Raw genomic sequence first — 17,963 nt, forward strand, 5'->3', positions numbered from 1 at the left:
AGCTCCTGTCGAGGATTCTCGCCGCGGGGTGAACCCTGCGGCCACCGACCGACGTAGGGATTGTCTGAGGGAACTTCATCGCTCTGTAGCAACCGCCCGGTTCGGTGTCGGGCGGGTCAACCGAGCGTCGCGGCACGGTCACCGGGGAGGTCGCCGTCGCGGGGGGCCTGGAGCAGGTCCAGGAGCTGGAGCCCCATGTGCAGCACGAGGCGGTGGGCGCCGTCGTCCAGGTCCAGGCCGGTGATCTCCTGGATCTGGCGCAGCCGGTAGTAGAGCGAGGTGCGGTGCAGTTCGAGGACTTCGGCGGTCCTGGGCACCGAGCCGGCGTTCTCCAGGAAGCAGCGCAGGGTCTCCTCCAGCCGGGAGCCGGCGCTGTCGTCCAGCAGGCGGCGCAGCGGCTTGGGGACGAGGGAGTCGTTGAGCGCGCTGTCGGGCAGCTGGAGGAACATGGTGAACTCCCCGAGCCGCTCCCAGTCGCCGATGCCCCCCAGTCGGGGCAGCCGGCGGGCCGCGCGGGCCGCGACCCGGGCCTGGTCGTGGGAGATCCAGGCGTCGGCGAGCGCCGTGCGGCGGCCGCCCACACCGACCATGACCTCCGCCTCCTGGCCCAGGAAGGTCCGCAGCGAACGGAGGATGCCGCGGCTCTGGAGGTCCAGGTCGTCCTCCGTCGGCTCCCCGTCGAAGACCTGCACCAGCACGGCCCGGTCCTGCTCGACGGCCAGCAGGCCACGTGCCGTACGGGCGTGCCGGTACGGCTCCAGCGCGCCGCGCAGCGCCAGCGCGATCTCACCGGAGGGCCCGCGCTGCCCGGCGACGGCCACGCTGGTCACCACGACGTGCGGGCCGGCCGGCAGGAGGCCGTCGTCCACCAGCCGCTGGTGGGCGGCGCAGCGCAGCGCGGAGTCCGAGCCGACCAGCCAGCCCAGGAGCTGACGGTTGCGCTTCTCGTCCAGGTCCGAGGCGAGCCGGTCGGCGTACATCTCGGCCGCCACCGTGCGGGCGACCCGGTCGATGGCCGCGATCTCGCCCTCGGTGAGGGGATCGCCCACGGCCAGCACCATGAGGATGCCCAGCATGTGGCCCCGCTCGCGGATCGGGACGCAGTAGCGCGGCCGCAACCCCAGGTCGTCGCGGCCCGGCAGGATTCCCGGGCCGGTCCACTGGCCGACGCCCTGGGACAGTACGTAGCGAATGGCCTCGTCGTCGGCGATGCCCTGGAGCAGGGTGCGCACGCGCACCCGGTCCTCGTCGCCGAAGTGCCGACTGGTGCAGATCATCCGCACCAGCGGGTCGTCGAGAACGACCGAACGCCCCAGCTCCTCGGCCAGGCCGTCCACCAGGGTTTGCAGCACTTCGCCTCCAGAGCGGGCGCGCTGGATCCAATTCGTCATGATCAACTCCTTCCCGACACGCCATTCATACAAGGAGCGAAGCGGAAGGACAACATTCAACAAACCGAGGATCCGGGCCTCGGCCGGCCGTCACTCCGGGTCACACCCGCCCTTCGAAGGATGTCGCACGACAGGCTCGCGGGACAGCCAGAAGACGCCCAAAGAGCTTTCAAGCCAAGGCAGTTCACCCACCGTGACCACCGCCCGGCGATCACCGGGGCACTCCGTGGACGTGCCGGCCCCCGAGGACGGCCAGGACCGGAACGCACCCGAGGACCGCCCGCGCACCCCGCGAACGGTGCGCAGAGTGTCGTATCGCGGTGCACCGCCGGAACATCTCCGCTCGATTCGTTTCCTAGCGTGAACGGCCTGCCGGATCTCCGCGCCCACCCCGACACCGCCCCCAGGAGGGACCGTGCCCGCCCACCACTCCGTCTCCAGCCCCCAGCCCTGCCCCAAGGAAACCGGCATCGACCTTCCACTCGACGCCCGGCTCGTCCTCGGCGAGCACGAGTCCGTCGACATCCCGATGCGTCTGGGCTACCGCAGCGACGACCCGCTCGCCGTCGCCCTCGAATTCCTCGGCCCCGCCGCCGAGGGAGGCACCTGGAGTTTCTCCCGCGACCTCCTGTGGGAGGGCCTCGAAAGACCCTCCGGCTTCGGCGACGTCCGCATCTGGCCGCCCTGCACCTGCCACGGCCGCACCTCGCTGCGCATCATGCTGCGCAACCGCGACAGCGTCGCCCTGGTCGACCTCCCCTACCGCCAGGTCCGCCGCTGGCTGCGCCACAAGGCCTACACGCTGGTGCCCCGGGGCTCCGAGGACGCCCTGATCGACTGGAGCGCCGAACTGGAGGGCCTCACCGGGTGACCCGGGCTACGGCTGGTACCCCCAGCCGGTCCACCACTCGAAGAACCGGTCCATCGACTCGGCGACCGAGGCCGCGACACCGCGCGAACCCGCCCGGGCCGTCTCCCGGTACGCGGCGAACCAGTGGTGCTGCTCCGTGCGCAGCCACCGCCGGACGGCCTCCTGGCTGTCGACCGCCTCCCGGCTGTCCGGTGCGAACCAGCGCCCGGCCACCGTCGCCGTCTCCCGCAGCCAGCCGTTCATCCGCGCCCGGGCGGCGCCGATCTCCGCCGCGCCCTCCTCCTCGTGGAGGCGCTGCTTCGCGTACAGCCGCAGGAGGTCGTGGAAGGCCGCCCGGTCCACCGCGGCGGACCGCAGCAGGCCCAGCTCCACGAGTTCGTCCATGAGTTCCTCGACCTGCGCCCGGGGCAGCCCGGTGAGCACCGAGCCCAGCTCGTCGCCGAAGTCCGGTCCTGGCACCAGCGCCAGTCGACGGAACAGCAGCCTGGACGGCGGGGCGAGTCGCTCGTAGGAGAGGGTGAACGCCGACCGGACGCGCAGGTCCCCCGCCGTCAGCCGCTGGAGCCTCAGGTCCTCGGCGGCGAGCTGGTCGGCCAGGTCCCTCGCCGTCCGGTCGGGGCGGCTGAGCAGCCGGTTGCCCGCGATGCGCAGGGCCAGCGGGAAGCGGCCGCAGCGCTCGGCGATCTCACCGAGTACGGCGTCGCGGGGCAGCCCGGTGATCGAGCCGAGCAGGTCCACGGCGTGCGCGGCGTGCAGCGGCCGGACGGTCAGGCGCCGCGCGTGCTCGATGCCGGTCAGGGCGCGGCGGCTGGTGACCCACACGGCGGCGCGGCCCGCGCCGGGCAGCAGCGGGCGCAGCTGCGCCTCGTCGGCGGCGTTGTCCAGGAGGACCAGCGCCCGCCAGTCCCGGACGAGGTGCTGGTAGAGGCTCCGGCACTCGTCGCCGTCCCGGGGGATCTCCTCCTCGCGCACGCCCAGGGCCCGCAGCAGCCGCCGCAGGGCCCGGTCCGGCGCCACCGGTGTCGCGTCCAGCCCGCGCAGGTCGAGGAAGAAGCATCCGTCGGGGTAGCGCTCGGAGCTCTGCCGGGCGGCGTGCACGGCCAGGGCGGTCTTGCCGAGGCCCGGGGCGCCGGAGAGGACGGCGATGCCCGCGGGCGCCCCGGTCAGCCAGGCGCTCTCCTCGTCCCGGCCGACGAAGTCGGGGACTTCCGGGGGCAGTCCGCACAGGTTCGGCGACGGGCCGGCGCCCAGCCGCCGGTTCGCCCGGGCCGAGGTGCGCAGCTCGGCGGTGTCGGCCTCGTCGAGCCCGAGGGCCAGCGCCAGGGCCTCCACGGTACGGGCCTGGGGCACCTTGCTGCGGCCCCGCTCCATGTCGCCGATCGCCCGGGCGCTGACCCCCGAACGCTGCGCCAGCTCCTCCAGCGTCAGCCCCGCCGAGTGCCGGTGGCCGCGCAGCAACGGGCCTAAGGATGGGGGGTGTTCCGGCAACGCGGGCGACTCGCTTTCGTGCGCGTGACATGTGGAGGATCGATCCTACGTCCGCGTCGCGGCGATCGCCGTCCGCCGCCGGCCCCCGTGGTCGACCGTACGAAAGCGGTCTCAGTCCACGCCCAGCTTGTCGCTCAGCTGGCTGCGGGAGGTGATCCCGAGCTTCGGGAAGATCCGGTACAGGTGGGTGCCGATCGTGCGGGGCGACAGGTGCAGCTGACGGCCGATCTCCTTGTTGGACAGGCCCTGCGCCGCCAGCTGGGCGATCCGGACCTCCTGGGGCGTCAGCAGCTCCCGGCCGGGGCGGTTCTCGCTCTTGCTGCCCTCGCCGGCCGAGCGGAGCTCCTGGGTCGCCCGCTCGCGCCACGGCTCCACGCCCATGGCCTCGAAGGACTCCCGGGCGATCCGCAGCGGGATGCGGGCCTCCATCACCCGGCGGCGGCGCCGCAGCCAGGTGCCGTAGGCGAGCATCAGCCGGGCCCGGATGAAGGGCGTACGGGACATGTCCAGGTCGAAGGCCGCCCGGAACCGCTCCTCGGCGTCCTCGTCGTCGGCGAGCAGCGCCTGGGCGAATCCCAGGCTCACCCGGATCATCTGGACCTCGCTCGTCCCGGCGGACGTGAGGAGCTCCCGCAGCGCGGCCTTCGCCATGGCGCGCTGGTCGTCGCCGGTGGCGGCCTCGGCCAGCTCCGCGATGGCCACGGTCTGCATGAACGGGTGGTAGGAGGGATCGGCCGGGTCGAAGATCCGCCAGACGCAGAAGAACGCCTCGGTGTGCTGGCCCGCGGCGAGGGCGATGAGGCCGCGGCTGATCTGGATGTACGCGAGCTTGGAGGGGTCGACCACGGTCAGCCCCTGCCCCTCCGCCTCGCCGATCGCGACCAGCGCGGTGTCCACGTCCCCGCGCAGCGCGGCGAACTGTGCCTTCGCCACCCGGGCACCGGTCAGCCAGCGCGGTTGCGCGGTCTCCTCGGCCAGCCGGGCCGCCTCGGCCGCCGCCGGGAGTCCGGCCTCCCAGTCGACGGTGTGCACGGTGGCGAGGGCGAGGAGCACCAGCGTCTTGGTCAGCGGGCCCCGACGCCCCTGTCGGCGCAGTCCGTCCGCCGCGTGGCGGGCGAATCCGGCGACCTGGTCGAACCCGTTCACCATGATGGCCGCGTTGCCCAGGGTGGCGGCGGCCAGGACGTCGTACCCGCCCTCGCGTTCGAGCCGCCGCAGCCGGTCGATCACCGTCGCCGACGCCTCCAGCGGGGCGGCCCCCGCCAGCGTGCACACCAGGTCCGGGTGGAGTTCCGGGACGGGCAGCCGCTCGGCGGCCGTCACCACGCGCTCCCGCAGTTCCCGCCCCGGGTCCGCCCACCAGCAGCGCCACGCGGCCACGCGCAGCAGTCGCAGCGCGAGTTCGGGATCGCCGGCCCCGGCGGCCTGCTCCGCCGTGGCGATCAGCAGGTGGATCCGGGACGTGCTGGTGTCGGACTCCGACTCCAGCCATTCGCGCAGCAGGACCACGCGGGCCCGCTCCAGCACGTCCAGGCCCAGCGATTCGGCCTGCTGGAGCAGCTCGGACACGCGATCCGCCTGCCCGAGTTCGAAGCGCAGCTCCGCGGCGCCGAGGAGGCGGGCCACACTGGCCGACGGCACCTCGCTCAGCGCGGCGGCGCGTTCCAGGGCCGTCAGGGCGGCCGCGGTGGCGCCGCGCTCCCGCGCGCCGAGCGCGGCCTGGTCCAGCTGCCGGGCCACCGCCTCGTCGGGACGGCCGCCGGACGCGGCCCGGTGCCACGCCTGCCGGTCGGGCTGCCCCTGGAGGGTGCGGGCGAGCGCGCCGTGGGCGGCGAGCCGGTCCGCGAGCAGGGCCGAGGCCAGGACGGCGGAGCGCACCAGCGGGTGGGTGAAGCCGATCCGGAACCCGTCGACGCGCAGCAGGCCGGCGGCCATGGCGGGCTCCAGGGACCGTACGGAGATCTCGGTGCCCGTCAGCGCCGAGGCGGCGGTGAGCACCTCGGTCAGCGCGCCGTCGTCGGCGGTGGCCGCGATCAGCAGCACGTGCCGGGTGTCGGACGGAAGGTCGGCCAGCGCCACCGAGAAGGCGCGCTGGAGGCGGGCGGTGAGCGGCAGCTCCGGCAGCACCCCGGCGTCCGCGAGTGCCCCGTCCGTCCCCAGGGTGAGCGGGAGTTCGGTCAGGGCGAGGGGGTTGCCGGCCGACAGCTCGGCCACCCGGCGGCGCGTCCCCGGGGCGAGATCGGGGTGGCGGGCGTCCAGCAGGGCGTCGGCCTCGGCCGGTGCCAGGGGCGCGAGGTGCAGTTCGTGGATGCCGGGGGCGCCCCGCCAGGCCGTACGGTCCTCGCGGACGGCGGCGAGCAGGCCGAGGGAGTCGGCGCCGACGCGGCGGGCGATGAATCCGAGCACGTCCAGGGTCTGCGGGTCGAGCCACTGGGTGTCGTCCACGACCAGCAGCACGGGGGCCTCGGCGGCCGCCTCGCCGAGCAGGCCGAGGGTGGCCAGCGCGATCAGGAAGAACCGGGAGGTGCTGTGGGAGGGCTCCGCCATCCCGAAGGCGCCCAGCAGCGCCCGCGCCTGGGCGGCCGGCAGGTGCGGGACACGGTCCGTCAGGGTGTGGGTCAGCTGGTGCAGCCCCGCGAACGGCAGCTCGGCCTCGGCCGGGACACCCGATGCCCTGAGGACGGTGAACCCGGCGCTCCCCGCCCGGGCGGCGGCGTGCTCCAGCAGGGCGGTCTTGCCGAGCCCGGGGGCCCCGTGGATCAGCAGCGCGGCCCCGCGCTCGGGCAGGGCGTCGACGAGTGCGTCGACGGCCGCCAGTTCCCCGTCCCGGCCGAACAGTGTGGTGCCTGACATCCGATGTTCCTCTGCGCCTACCGCCACTGCTCTGACCTGGACCGTTGCAGTGTAGGTGCACTCATTGCACGGCTGGAATGCGCTGAGAGTCATGTGTTCGGCGCCACACCTCCGACAGTCGCTTCACAGTCATCCCGCCCCCGACGTAAGTCATCCCGTGTCCCATGCTGGATGCCATACCGACGGAGGGAGAGGGCTCATGACAGAGGACGCGGCCACGGCGCGCCGTTTCAGCCGGGCCATCTCCGTCGCCACCCTCCCCGTGACGGTCGACTCCGACGAGCCCCCGACGGACCCGGGCCGGATGACGACCCGGCAGCTGGGCCACCTGCTCTTCATCACGACCGAGGCGGCTCCCCGCTGCTACACCCGCGGCCCGCGGGAGATCGCCCGTGGCTCCCGGCAGGCCGAGGGGTTCTTCGTGGTCGCCGTCATGGGGGCCACCGGCGCCGTGGTGCGGCAGGACGGACGGACGACCGAGGTCCCCGCCGGAGGGGTCTCCTTCTGGTACACGGAGACCCCTCACGTGGTCGACTACCCGGACGGCGTGGACGTCCGGGTGTGCCTGGTCCCCCGCCGGTCCCTCGGCGTGCGGGACGACCAGCTGGAGCGGGTGACGGCCACCGTCGCCGACACCGGCGGGCCGGTGGCCGCCCTGGTCGCGCACTCCCTGCGGACCCTGGTCGAGACGGCCGGGGACTGCCCCGCGCTCGTCGCCGGCCGGCTGGCCTGCAATGTCACCGACCTGGTGGCCACCCTCGTCACCGAGCAGGCCGCCCGCACCACCCCGACCGCGGAGGACGCCCGCTACACCCGGATCTGGGAGATCCGCGCCCACGTGGACCGGCACCTCCGGGACCCGGAGCTCACGCCGAAGACCATCGCGGCCGCGCACGGCATCTCCGTCCGCTCCCTCCACAAGCTCTTCGAAGGGGAGGGTGTCACCGTCAGCCGACTGATCCAGCGCCGCCGGCTCCAGGCGAGCGCCGAGGAGCTCACCCGCCAGGACGGCGGCGACAGCACCGTCTCCGGTGTGTCCCAGCGGTGGGGCTTCACCGACCCGGCCCACTTCAGCCGGCTCTTCCGCGCCTCGTACGGCATCTCGCCGAGCCAGTGGCGTGACACCCGGGGCGGCGCCGAACCGTCCGACCGGCCGGACCCCCGGGACCCGGTGTCCTGATGGCCCATCGACCCGAGAGGAACCCGGTGTCCGCATCTCTCTCCACCGCGTCGCTGTCCGCCTCCGACCGGGCGCAGTGCTGGCGCGAGGCGGTCTCCCACACCTTCGTCCCGATGAACGTGGAATTCCTGGAGAAGGTCCCGTCCCCCGGGGAGATCACCGGCCACCAGCTGGGCCCGGTACGGATCTCGCACGTCCGGGCGGGGCCGCAGGTGGTCACCCGCGGCGGGCGCCTGATCGCCGACAGCGACTCGTCGTCACTGATTCTCAGCCTCCAGGAGCGGGGCACCGCGCTCAAGGAGCAGGACGGCCGGGAGGCGCTCATCCGGCCCGGCGGGTTCTCCCTCACCGACACCTCCCGGGCGTACCGGAAGAGGATCGATGAGGGCTTCGCCTTCACCTCCTTCCTCTTCCCCCGCGCGGAACTGGACGTCCAGGACACGGACCTGCGGGCCCTCACCGCGACCGCGTTCGACGGCGCCGAGGGCAGCGCCGCGCTGCTGGCGACCTATCTGTCGCGGATGGCGCGCGAGGCGGCCGGGTTCGACGAGGCCGTCGGGCGCCGGGCCGCGTCGACGGCGCTCGACCTGCTGGCGCTGGTCGTCGACGACCACGCCGGGCGCGCCCAGCCGCAGGGTTCGCGCACGGCCGCCTCGCTGGAGCGGGTCAAGGACCACATCCTGCGCAACCTCCGCGACCCCGACCTGTCGCCGTCCACCATCGCGGAGGCCACCTTCATGTCGGTCCGCTTCCTCCACAAGCTGTTCCAGCAGGAGGGCGTGACCGTCGGCGGGTGGATCCGGGCGCAGCGGCTGGAACGGTGCAGCCGGGACCTCCTGCGGCCGGTGGCCGGGGAGCTCGGGGTGGCCGGGGTCGCCCGGCGCTGGGGCTTCGCCAACTCCAGCCACTTCACCCGGTCCTTCCGCGCGGCCTACGGCATGACGCCGAGGGACTGGCAGGTCGGCGGCCACCAGCTGCACCGGAACGACTGAACTTCGTTACTCTGAGAGGGTTTTGTGCTCCTGCTCGACCTCGACACCGTGCCGCCGCGCGAGCGCGCGGAGGCGTTCCGCCACGCGCTGACGGACGACCTGGTGCCCAACGACATCGTCCACGAGGAACCGGAATCCGGCATCCACGCGCGGATGGAGGCATGGCAGATCGGCGGGCTGCCGTTCTTCTCCACCCGCAACTCGGGCTTCGAGGTGCGGCGGACGGACCATCACGTCCGCCACCACCGGCCGAACCCGGTCGTCTCGGTCTCGCTCCAGATCCGGGGCGTCCACCGGGCCGAAGTCGCGGACCGGCAGGAGCTGCGGGGCCTGGACGACATCTGCGTCTTCCACGAGCTGTCGCCGCGCACCTACGGCTGGTCCGGCGACGGCGCCTCCAAGGCCATCATGTTCGAGATGGACCGCCTCGGCGTGCCGGTGGAGACGGTGGTGAAGGCGTCCCTCCAGCTGCGCGCCAGCCCGCTGCACGGCCTGGTACTGCAGCACCTGCGGGGCGTGTGGAGCGACCCCGACCGGCTGGAGACCGATCCCGGCGCGCAGGCCGTGGCGTCCGCCACGACGGACCTCGTTCGCGCCCTGCTGCTGTCGGCCGCGCACACCGCGGAGGCCGTCGAGGTCCGGTCGACGATGGACGAGACGCTGCTCACCCGGATCATGGCCTACGCCCGGACCCATCTCACGGACCGTGACCTGACGCCGGAGCGGATCGCGGCGGAGCACGCGATCTCGCCGCGCCGGCTCTACGCCCTGCTGGGCGGGGCCGGGATCAGCCTGGAGCAGTGGCTGATCGCGGAGCGGCTCGGGAAGGCGCGGCGGATGCTGACCTCCGCGCGCTACGACCGCCTGACCATCGCCGCGGTCTCCGCCCGGTGCGGGTTCAGCAGCCCGAGCCACTTCAGCCGCCGCTTCCAGGCGGCGTACGGGGTGTCCCCGAGCGAGTGCCGGCGGTTCGGCGGCGCCGTCACCATCGGCGGGGCGGACTGACCGACACCGCCCCCGGCACCGTACGGCGTCATCCGTGCAGGGCGGTGTGCACGGTGTCCATCATCTGGGTGCGGGCCGCCCTGGACGCCTGGGTGTCGCGGAGCCGGTCGAACAGCACGAATCCGTGGATCGTGCCGTGGTAGCGGACCGACACCACCGGCACGTCCGCCTCCCCCAGGCGCGCCGCGTACGCCTCCCCCTCGTCCCGCAGGACGTCGGCCTCGGCGGTGATCACCAGCGCGGGCGGCAGGCCCACCAGGCAGCGGACGGGCGCGCGCAGCGGTGACACGGCACCCTTCGCGCGCTCCCGCGGGTCCGGTGCGTACTGCTGCCAGTAGTCCCGCATGGCGGCGCGGCCGAGGAAGTACCCCTCCGCGAACCGGCGGTAGGACGGGGTGTCCATCGCCGCGTCGGTCACCGGGCAGACCAGCACCTGGTGGCGCAGGCGCGGGCCGCCGCGCTGCCGCGCCACCAGGGTGAGCGCGGCCGCGTGCAGGGCGCCCGCGCTGGCGCCGACGACCGCGATCCTGCTGCCGTCCAGTCCGCACCCCGCGCCGTTCCCGGCGATCCACCGGGCGATGGCGTACGCCCGCTCGACGGCGTCCGGGTAGCAAGCCTGCTCCGGCAGGTCGTACTCCGGCACCACCACGGCCGCGTCCGCGCCGAGCACCAGGTCCGCCACCAGCTGCCGGTGCGCGTAGGCGTCGGTCAGCATCCAGCCGAGCCCGTGCAGGTAGAGCACCACCGGCAGCGGCTCCTCGGCGCCCGCCGGGCGGAGGATCCGCACCCGGATGCGGGCGCCGTCCCGCCCCGGCAGCGCCAGCCACTCCTCCTCGACGTCGGGCTCCTCCCGGCCGTCGCCGTCCCAGAGGGCCGCCATCCGGGCCCTCGACACCTCACCGTCCGCGCCCGGGAGCACCGGCCACGGACAGGCCTCGATGAAGGCACGCGTCTGCCGCCCGAGGACGGGCGCCGCCCGGGGAACTCGCACGTCTTCCTGCACAGGGCCTCCTCCGCGGGGTGGTTCACGGGCCGCTCTCGCGGGATCAGCCTGAGGCAGTCGCGCACCGGATGCACGACCTTCCGGCGATCTCTGCGGGCACAGACACGAACCGTGCACGGTGAGGCATCGCGGCAGTGACACCGTGTCCCCAGGACACGCGGGAGCCCGCCCCCACCGCTCCCGCGTCGCACAAGGACGACCACGAAGGAGGACTGCCATGACCGAACCGTGGCGACGTGCCCCCATCGGCAGTACCGCGTTGCAAGGCCTGGTCGAGAAGCTCGCGGAGTCGCTCTGCCGGTCCGTCGCCGTGGTCGACCCCTCGATCCGGCGCATCTGCTCCAGCCGGCACTTCGGTGACGCCGACCGGGCCCGGATCCACAGCCTCCTGCACGGAGGGGCAAGCAGTGAGGTCGCCCGTCACGTCCTCGACCAGGGCCTCACCCGGTGGCCCAAGCCCGGGTTCGTCGCGGGCCGGGACGACCTCGGCCTGCTCCCCCGCTACGCCGTGCCGCTGCGCGAACGCGGCCACCTCCTCGGCCTGCTGACGATCGTCGCCCCGGACGGCTCCCTCCCCGCGGAGGTGATCGAGGCCATCGACCGGGCGACGCCCGCCATCGTCTGCCAGCTGTACACCGACCAGGTATCGGCCGATCCCGAGACGACCAAGGAGCAGAACCTCCTCCGGGCGCTGCTGGGCTCGAACCCCGTCACCCGCGCCGAGTCCCGCACCCTGCTCCTGGACGACGCCCTGCTCCCGGACGCCCCCCACGCGGTGGTCAGCACCGTCCAGGTGACCCACTCCCGGATGTCCCCCGGGCAGGTGGCGACCGCACTGCGCAGGTCCCTGGAGGGCCTGCGCCGTACCCGATCGGCACACGGCACCTTCGCGGTCACCTCGAACCGGGCCGTCCTGCTCCAACTCGCCGACCGGCCCTGGCGACCGGAGGCCCTCCACGAGCAGTCCGCGCACATCACCCGGGTCCTCGGCACCCACCTGGACGCCTCGGCCGCCCCCGTCGTCGGCATCGGCGGCCAGCAGCAGGGCCTCGCCGACGCCTGGACCTCCCACCAGCAGGCGCTCGTCGCGGCACGCGCCGCCCGCCGGATGCCCACACTGAACGGCATCGGCTCCTGGGAGGACCTCGGCGAGTTCGCCGTGCTCCTGCAGCTGCCGGACCACGCCCTGAACGAGTCGCTGATCCCGAGGCCGCTGCGCGCCCTGCTGGCCTCCGGCTCAGGACACCGCCTGGAGGAGACCCTGCGCTGCTTCCTCGACCAGGCCGGATCGATCCCCAGGACCTCCGAAGCCCTCCGGATCCACCGCACCTCGCTCTACTACCGGCTGCGGCAGATCCAGGACATCACCGGGCTCGACCTGGACAACGGCGCGGACCGCCTCACCCTCCACCTGGGCCTGCGCATTCGCGAACTCCTCACCTCCATCGGCGAGTCCTCCCCCGACCCGCAGCCGCAGGCGCGGCCCACCGCTCCCTCCGACGTCCGCGCCCGGGTCGAAGCCGCGTAGCCCCGCCGGGAGTTGCCCCCTCCGGAGGCCGCGCGACGGGCTGCCCGGCGGATTTGGCACGTCAGCCGCCAGGCCGTGCCACGTGCCCGGAGACTTGGCAGTCCGGTGCTCCAGACGCGATCATCACACCTGCCTTGTTTCCCGTACGTCTTGATCCGTGTCACACGACAACCAGGCCGCCGGGGGCAGGCGGCAGGAGGGGAGCACATCCTGTACACCATCAACGGCCAGTCGACAACGGCCCGGAACGTGTTGACCACACCGGAGGCCTTGTCGGGGGTGGCATCGCACGACCCTCTTCCGGCGGTGCGCCGCCGCTCCTCGGCGAAGGACCGCCGACGCACCGAGCTGCGGGAGTTCCTGGTCAACCGGCGCGGCCGGCTGACCCCCGAGGCCGTGGGGATCCCGAACTACGGCCGCCGAAGAACGCCCGGCCTGCGGCGGGAGGAAGTGGCCTTCCTGGCGGGGGTCAGCGCCTCCTGGTACCAGTGGCTCGAACAGGGCCGGGACATCTCGGTGTCTCCGCAGGTGCTCGACGCCATCGCACGGGCGCTGCGCCTCGACCAGGCGGAGCGCAGCTACCTCTACGCGCTGGCCGGCCTGAATCCCCCGGTACCCCTCGGTTCCGAACCCCTCGAAGTGGACGTCATGCTGGCGCGTTTCGTGGAGAACAACTCCCCGTACCCCGCCTTCGTCGTCGACCCGTACTGGAACCTGGTGATCGCCAACGAGGCGACGTACGACATTCTCGGATACCGCAGGAGCTACCGGAACTCCATCGTGGCCTTCTTCACCAGTTCTCGGCTGCGTGAGCGCATCGTGAACTGGAACGAGCTCGCGCCGTGGATCGCGGCGCAGTACCGGTACGGAATGATCAACCGGCCGCAGGACCTCGGCTACGAGATCATCGTCGGCGAACTGATGGAGCAGAGCCCGGAGTTCGCCGAGCTGTGGTCGCGGCACGACGTGCAGGCCGAGGGTGTGAACTTCAAGATCCTCGACCATCCGGAGCTCGGAGAGCTGCACTTCGACGTCGCGCGCATGCGCATCCCCCAGTTCTCCGACCTGTTGATCGTCCTCTACACACCACGGCCCGAGAAGGAGACGGGCGTGGACACCCAGGGGATCATCCGGCGCGCCCGAGGCTGAGTGCGCGAGTGCCGGCGGGGTGCCCCTGATGAGGAGGGGCACCCCGCCGGCGGTCTGTGGGTCAGCCGTTGAGCGTGGCCATCATCGGGGCCGGGTACCGGTCGCCGACGGCGGTTCCGGTGGCGAAGACCGCGGATAGCTCCTCGGCCTCCGCGTCGCTCAGGACGATCTCCAGCGCCGCCGTGTTCTCGTCCACCCGCTCCGGGCGGGTCGTGCCGGGGATCGGCACGACCGACTCGCCGGCGCGCAGCACCCAGGCCAGCGCGACCTGGGCGGACGTCACGCCCCGCTCGGTGGCCATCTCCTGGAGCCGGCCGAGCAGCCGGCGGTTGGCCGCGAGGTTGTCGCCCTGGAAGCGCGGGGCGATGCGCCGGAAGTCGTTGTCGGCGAGGCCGTCGAGCGAGGAGATCGCCCCCGTGAGGAAGCCGCGGCCGAGCGGGGAGTACGGCACGAAGCCGATGCCCAGCTCCGCGAGGGTCGCCAGGACCCCGTCCTCCTCGGCGTCCCGCGTCCACAGTGAATACTCGGACTGCACGGCGGTGATCGGGTGCACCGCGTGGGCGCGCCGGATCGTCTGCGCGGACGCCTCGCACAGGCCGAGGTAGCGCACCTTGCCCTCGGCCACCAGCTCGGCCATGACCCCGACGGTCTCCTCGACCGGGACCTTCGGGTCGACGCGGTGCTGGTAGTAGAGGTCGATGTAGTCGGTGCCGAGGCGCTGCAGCGAGCCCTCGACGGCCCAGCGCACCGTCTCGGGGCGGCCGTCCGGGATCCGCGGCGGGGTCTCGCGGGAGTACGTGCCGAACTTGGTGGCCACCACCACCTCGTCGCGGCGGCCGGCGATCGCCCGCCCGATCAGCGACTCGTTGGTCTCCGGGCCGTAGTGGTCCGAGGAGTCGAGGAAGTCGACCCCGAGCTCCAGGGCCCGCTCGATCGTGGCGATCGAGCGCGACTCCTCGACGGAGCCGTACCCGAAGGTCATGCCCATGCATCCGAGACCCACCGCCGAGACCTCCAGGCCCTGGCTTCCGAGCTTCGTCCTGCGCATTTTCCTGTCTTCTTTCTATCGGGGTTCAGATGGTGACGGTGGTGCCGTCGAAGCGGGTGAGCGAGAAGCCGCCACCCTCGTTGAACAGCGTCTTCTGGGCCCGCATCATCTCGATGGCGATCGTCTCGCCGAGCGCGAAGGCCTCGGTGTTGTCGCTGCGGTAGTGGACGCCCGAACAGGCGCGGCTCGCACCGATGTTGGCCGCCAGCTTGTTCAGCTCGCCGCCGATGGTCAGGGAGTCCTTGTCGGCGCCCGTGTAGGGCACCAGGGACGTGCCGTCGGCACTCGGCACGACCGCGTCCGTCAGCACGTACGACTCGTTGAACCACGCCTTGAGCACGGTCGTGCACGCGCCCGCCACGGTCCCGTGGCCGCTCTGGTAGGAGGGGCTCATCGGCGAGCCCTCGGGGAAGACCTGGGGCAGCAGGTAGGAGCCGTGCGCCGCCAGGTTCCGCTCCAGCACCTCGGAGTCCAGGATCTCCCCGGGGAGCAGCCCCGCGTAGCGGCCGGGGCTGCGCCGCTTGTGCACCTCGATCCGTCCGGCGAACACCTCGGGCCGCAGCCGCCGGTGGACGAAGAACTGCTGGTACTCGGTGTGCTTGATGGCCCGTACGGCGACCTCGGCGAGGAGCGAGACCAGGTGCGGCGTCCCGTACGTGGGGAAGCCCATCTGGTTCTTGGAGCCCAGGTAGGGGTTGCCCTGGTCCTGGACGCTCGCCTGCGGCAGCCCCAGCATGATCAACGCGGCGTTGAGGTAGGCCTGGTAGAGCACGTCGAAGTGCGTGTAGTGGGCCAGGTCGCGCGGGGTCTGGAGGTGGCGGGTGCGGGTGAAGTCCCGCTGGGTCGTGCGCGCCGCGCCGCGCTGGAGCGCGAGCCACTCCCCGAACTCCGTGCCGAAGTCCACGCCCGGCTGGACGGTGTCGTGCAGCTGCGGCACGCGCAGGGTGCCGTACTGGACGGGCCGGAGCAGGAACTGCGAGATGTACGGTCCGACCAGGTCGGCCGGGGTCTGGCCGCGGAACAGCGCGTGCGGGGTGACCTTGCCGGCCTGCTTGGGCATCCGGCCGTCGGAGTACGTCGACAGGTCGGCGGCGGCCGCGGCGGCGAGCGCCGAGTCCTCGAAGTCGGTGAACTTCACATCGCGCAGGAGCCCCATCCAGTACAGCTCGGCCATCTCGGCGGCCACGTGCGCGCTGTCCATCCGGGGCGCGGGCGGGACGACCAGCTTGGCGAAGTCGGGCCCGGCCAGGTCGTACGCGAGACCGCCCTGCGGGCCGAGCTGCTTGCGCTCGCCGGCCATCGGGATCGCCTCGAAGTCGGCGGGCTTCCCGCTCGCGAGGGCCTTCAGCATCAGGTTGTAGGCCTGGCCGTCGACCTCGCCGAGGTCGTTGTGCGGCAGGCCCTTCGAGTAGCTGCCGAGCCGGCCGGGCAGGGACGTCTCCTCGCCGTTCACCGGGTGGGCCGGCAGCGTCGCCGGATAGTCCTGCTCGGCGGCCTGGCGGCGCAGCTCGCGTCCGATCCGGGTCCGCTCGTTCATCCGCGCGTCCTCGGTGGCGGATTCGGCGGCCGCGTACGAGGTGGACAGGCCGGACTCCGCCGCCGTGAGGCCGAGGGCGGCGGACAGGGCCGCGGTGGACCTGAGGAGGGATCTACGGTTCATCGGTGTTCCCGTTTCTCGTGGAGGCGTACGGTCCTGGGCCGGCTCAGGCGCGTTCGGTTTCGAGACGGAAGTCCTGGGCGTCGTAGTCGCGCTTGCCGAGTTCGAGGGCACGCTCGATGCTCATCACGGGGGTGAGGCCGAGGACGGCGGTGATCTTCTCCATGCGCTCGGGCATGGTGCCGCTGACCCGGTGCAGGGGGATCCCGAACTCCTCGACGGTCTCCAGGAGCATCCGGTCGATCGTGTCCCGGAAGCCCTTGTTCATCGGGCGGTGGCCGTCCGAGGTGATCTCCAGCTCGTGCTCCAGGTGGATGAACACGTCGTAGGTCTGGCGCACGTGCGTGCGGAACGCCTTGCCGTACTCGTCGACCACCTCGCCGAAGAAGCGCATCTCGTCGCTGGTCTCGGGGGCGAGGCCGCCCTCGTTGCCGGCGGTGGCGTTGGGGTTCATGCCGTGGGCGACGCGGGCGGCGCCGTACAGCCACTCCTGGAGGGAGGAGCCGTCGGACAGGAACGTGTCGCCGAGCTTGGCCTCCGCGACCGCGCGCTCGCAGTGGCGGCGCAGCATCAGGTGGAGGAACTCGGCGGGGGTGACCTCGGCGAGCGCCTTGCCGGGCACGGCCTCCGGCAGGATCGCGCGGATCGTCCGGGCCAGGGTCCGCGGAACGCCCAGGTAGTGGGAGAGGGCCATGACCGTGGAGGTCTTGCCCGCCGAGTAGGTACCGGATACGGAGATCTTCATGTCAGCCTCGAATGGTCTGGCCGTCGGCGAACGCGGCAGCGTGCGGCGGGAGTTCATGGGCGAAGGAGCACTGCATCCGGTAACCGCCGAGGCTGGCGGCGACGGTGACGTCACGCCACAGTCCGCCGCGCAGCGGCACGAGCCACTTGTCGGTGAAGGCGACCTGGGCGGCGGCGGGTTCGGCCGCGAGGTGGTCGGGGCCCACCGCGGTCAGGACCGTCTTCTGCATCCACAGGGTGTTGCTGTCCTTGCGGCTGATCCCGTCGAGTTCGTACAGGAGCACCTGGATGAGCTGGAGGTTCGTGACGAAGCAGTCGACGGGCGAGAGGCCGGTGACGAGGTGGTCGCCGTCCAGGCCGTCGGTGACCGCCTCGTAGCCGGGCAGGCTTCGGGTGGTGACGGTCGCGGTGGCGGTCGACTCGCCCACGTCGGCCCGGACGTCGCCGATCGTGTGCTCGCGCAGCTTGAAGCCCTCGCCGTAGTAGCGGCCGGCGGCCGGGCCGAGGAGCGCGTCGAGCGAGGGGTACGCACCGTCCTCGCCGGTCCGGGCCGGCGCCGCGTGCTCGATCTCGTACCGGGCCGTCATCACGCCCACGTGCGCGGTGAAGGTCGACACGTGGCCGCCCTCGGCGGTCGGGTCCTCGCGGGTGCCCCGGAGCTCGGCCGCCGCGGACAGGCCGGTCAGATCCTCCTGCGGGGTGGTGCCCGCCTTCAGGGTGATCTTCCGGACACGGGTTCGGCGCCGCTGCTCGGCGTCGAGCCGGTGTGTGTGGACGAGGTACGCCTCGGACAGCTGGAGCCCGACCACCAGCATGTCGACGGTGCTGACATGCGGGAACAGGTCGGTCGACGCCTTCTTCTTCGACCAGTCGCGCGGGTAGGAGAGGGAGATGACGGCGGTGGCTCCCGGCCGCTCCCCCGGGGTGACGCGCACGTCGTGGACGGCGTATTCGGCGCGGCGGTAGCCGGCCGAGAAGAAGCGGGTCTCGGCGGGGCCGAGGTAGTCCTCGACGGAGGGCAGGCGCAGCAGGGTCGGTGCGGACGTGGGCATCG

14 protein-coding genes are annotated in these 17,963 nt (G+C 72.7%); 6 read left to right on the top strand and 8 right to left on the bottom strand.

Annotated features, from left to right (window positions below; genetic code table 11):
* Positions 1-116 precede the first annotated feature (116 nt).
* A complete protein-coding gene (locus tag QWJ13_RS01980) occupies positions 117-1,391 on the bottom strand; it encodes a PucR family transcriptional regulator (protein WP_316520073.1) in 1,275 nt (424 codons plus the stop codon).
* 415 nt (positions 1,392-1,806) lie between these two features.
* On the opposite strand from QWJ13_RS01980, the gene QWJ13_RS01985 reads away from it, so the two are divergent.
* Positions 1,807-2,262 (top strand): SsgA family sporulation/cell division regulator, encoded by a 456-nt coding sequence (locus QWJ13_RS01985; protein ID WP_316520074.1) that lies wholly within the window; start codon positions 1,807-1,809, stop codon positions 2,260-2,262.
* 6 nt (positions 2,263-2,268) lie between these two features.
* Here the strand turns inward: QWJ13_RS01985 and QWJ13_RS01990 are convergent, their stop codons facing one another.
* Together QWJ13_RS01990 and QWJ13_RS01995 are read right to left on the bottom strand one after the other, a co-directional pair.
* Positions 2,269-3,720: a helix-turn-helix domain-containing protein gene (locus QWJ13_RS01990; protein WP_316520075.1), complete on the bottom strand. Its 1,452-nt coding sequence runs from the start codon at positions 3,718-3,720 to the stop codon at positions 2,269-2,271.
* 141 nt (positions 3,721-3,861) lie between these two features.
* On the bottom strand, positions 3,862-6,603 hold the full coding sequence (locus QWJ13_RS01995; RefSeq protein ID WP_316520076.1) for an AAA family ATPase: 2,742 nt from the start codon (positions 6,601-6,603) through the stop codon (positions 3,862-3,864).
* A gap of 199 nt (positions 6,604-6,802) precedes the next feature.
* On the opposite strand from QWJ13_RS01995, the gene QWJ13_RS02000 reads away from it, so the two are divergent.
* From QWJ13_RS02000 to QWJ13_RS02010, 3 genes are read left to right on the top strand one after another with little or no spacing between them, the layout of a single operon-like run.
* Positions 6,803-7,783 carry a helix-turn-helix domain-containing protein gene (locus QWJ13_RS02000; RefSeq protein ID WP_316520077.1) on the top strand — a complete coding sequence of 327 codons (981 nt, stop codon included), beginning with the start codon at positions 6,803-6,805 and terminating at the stop codon, positions 7,781-7,783.
* A 26-nt stretch (positions 7,784-7,809) separates the two neighbouring features.
* A complete protein-coding gene (locus QWJ13_RS02005) occupies positions 7,810-8,775 on the top strand; it encodes an AraC-like ligand-binding domain-containing protein (protein ID WP_316520078.1) in 966 nt (321 codons plus the stop codon).
* A gap of 24 nt (positions 8,776-8,799) precedes the next feature.
* Positions 8,800-9,780 (top strand): helix-turn-helix transcriptional regulator, encoded by a 981-nt coding sequence (locus QWJ13_RS02010; protein ID WP_316520079.1) that lies wholly within the window; start codon positions 8,800-8,802, stop codon positions 9,778-9,780.
* Positions 9,781-9,808: 28 nt separating this feature from the next.
* Here QWJ13_RS02010 and QWJ13_RS02015 read toward each other — a convergent pair whose 3' ends face one another.
* Positions 9,809-10,783: an alpha/beta hydrolase gene (locus QWJ13_RS02015; protein ID WP_316520080.1), complete on the bottom strand. Its 975-nt coding sequence runs from the start codon at positions 10,781-10,783 to the stop codon at positions 9,809-9,811.
* A gap of 217 nt (positions 10,784-11,000) precedes the next feature.
* Between QWJ13_RS02015 and QWJ13_RS02020 the strand changes: the two genes are divergently transcribed.
* Together QWJ13_RS02020 and QWJ13_RS02025 are read left to right on the top strand one after the other, a co-directional pair.
* Positions 11,001-12,311 carry a PucR family transcriptional regulator gene (locus QWJ13_RS02020; protein WP_316520081.1) on the top strand — a complete coding sequence of 437 codons (1,311 nt, stop codon included), beginning with the start codon at positions 11,001-11,003 and terminating at the stop codon, positions 12,309-12,311.
* Between the two features lie 279 nt (positions 12,312-12,590).
* Positions 12,591-13,460, top strand: coding sequence for a helix-turn-helix transcriptional regulator (locus QWJ13_RS02025; RefSeq protein ID WP_316520082.1), 870 nt, complete (start codon positions 12,591-12,593; stop codon positions 13,458-13,460).
* 61 nt (positions 13,461-13,521) lie between these two features.
* Here the strand turns inward: QWJ13_RS02025 and QWJ13_RS02030 are convergent, their stop codons facing one another.
* From QWJ13_RS02030 to QWJ13_RS02045, 4 genes are read right to left on the bottom strand one after another with little or no spacing between them, the layout of a single operon-like run.
* Positions 13,522-14,508 carry an aldo/keto reductase gene (locus QWJ13_RS02030; protein ID WP_316520083.1) on the bottom strand — a complete coding sequence of 329 codons (987 nt, stop codon included), beginning with the start codon at positions 14,506-14,508 and terminating at the stop codon, positions 13,522-13,524.
* A 25-nt stretch (positions 14,509-14,533) separates the two neighbouring features.
* Positions 14,534-16,168, bottom strand: coding sequence for a vanadium-dependent haloperoxidase (locus QWJ13_RS02035; RefSeq protein ID WP_316520084.1), 1,635 nt, complete (start codon positions 16,166-16,168; stop codon positions 14,534-14,536).
* 43 nt (positions 16,169-16,211) lie between these two features.
* Positions 16,212-16,910, bottom strand: a complete 699-nt coding sequence (locus QWJ13_RS02040; RefSeq protein WP_316520085.1) for an AAA family ATPase — start codon at positions 16,908-16,910, stop codon at positions 16,212-16,214.
* A 1-nt stretch (position 16,911) separates the two neighbouring features.
* Complete coding sequence (locus tag QWJ13_RS02045; RefSeq protein ID WP_316520086.1) at positions 16,912-17,961, bottom strand: AvrD family protein; 1,050 nt, start codon at positions 17,959-17,961, stop codon at positions 16,912-16,914.
* Between the last annotated feature and the right edge of the window lie 2 nt (positions 17,962-17,963).

It is taken from the genome of Kitasatospora brasiliensis, from assembly GCF_032654805.1.
Classification (GTDB): Bacteria; Actinomycetota; Actinomycetes; order Streptomycetales; family Streptomycetaceae; genus Kitasatospora; species Kitasatospora brasiliensis.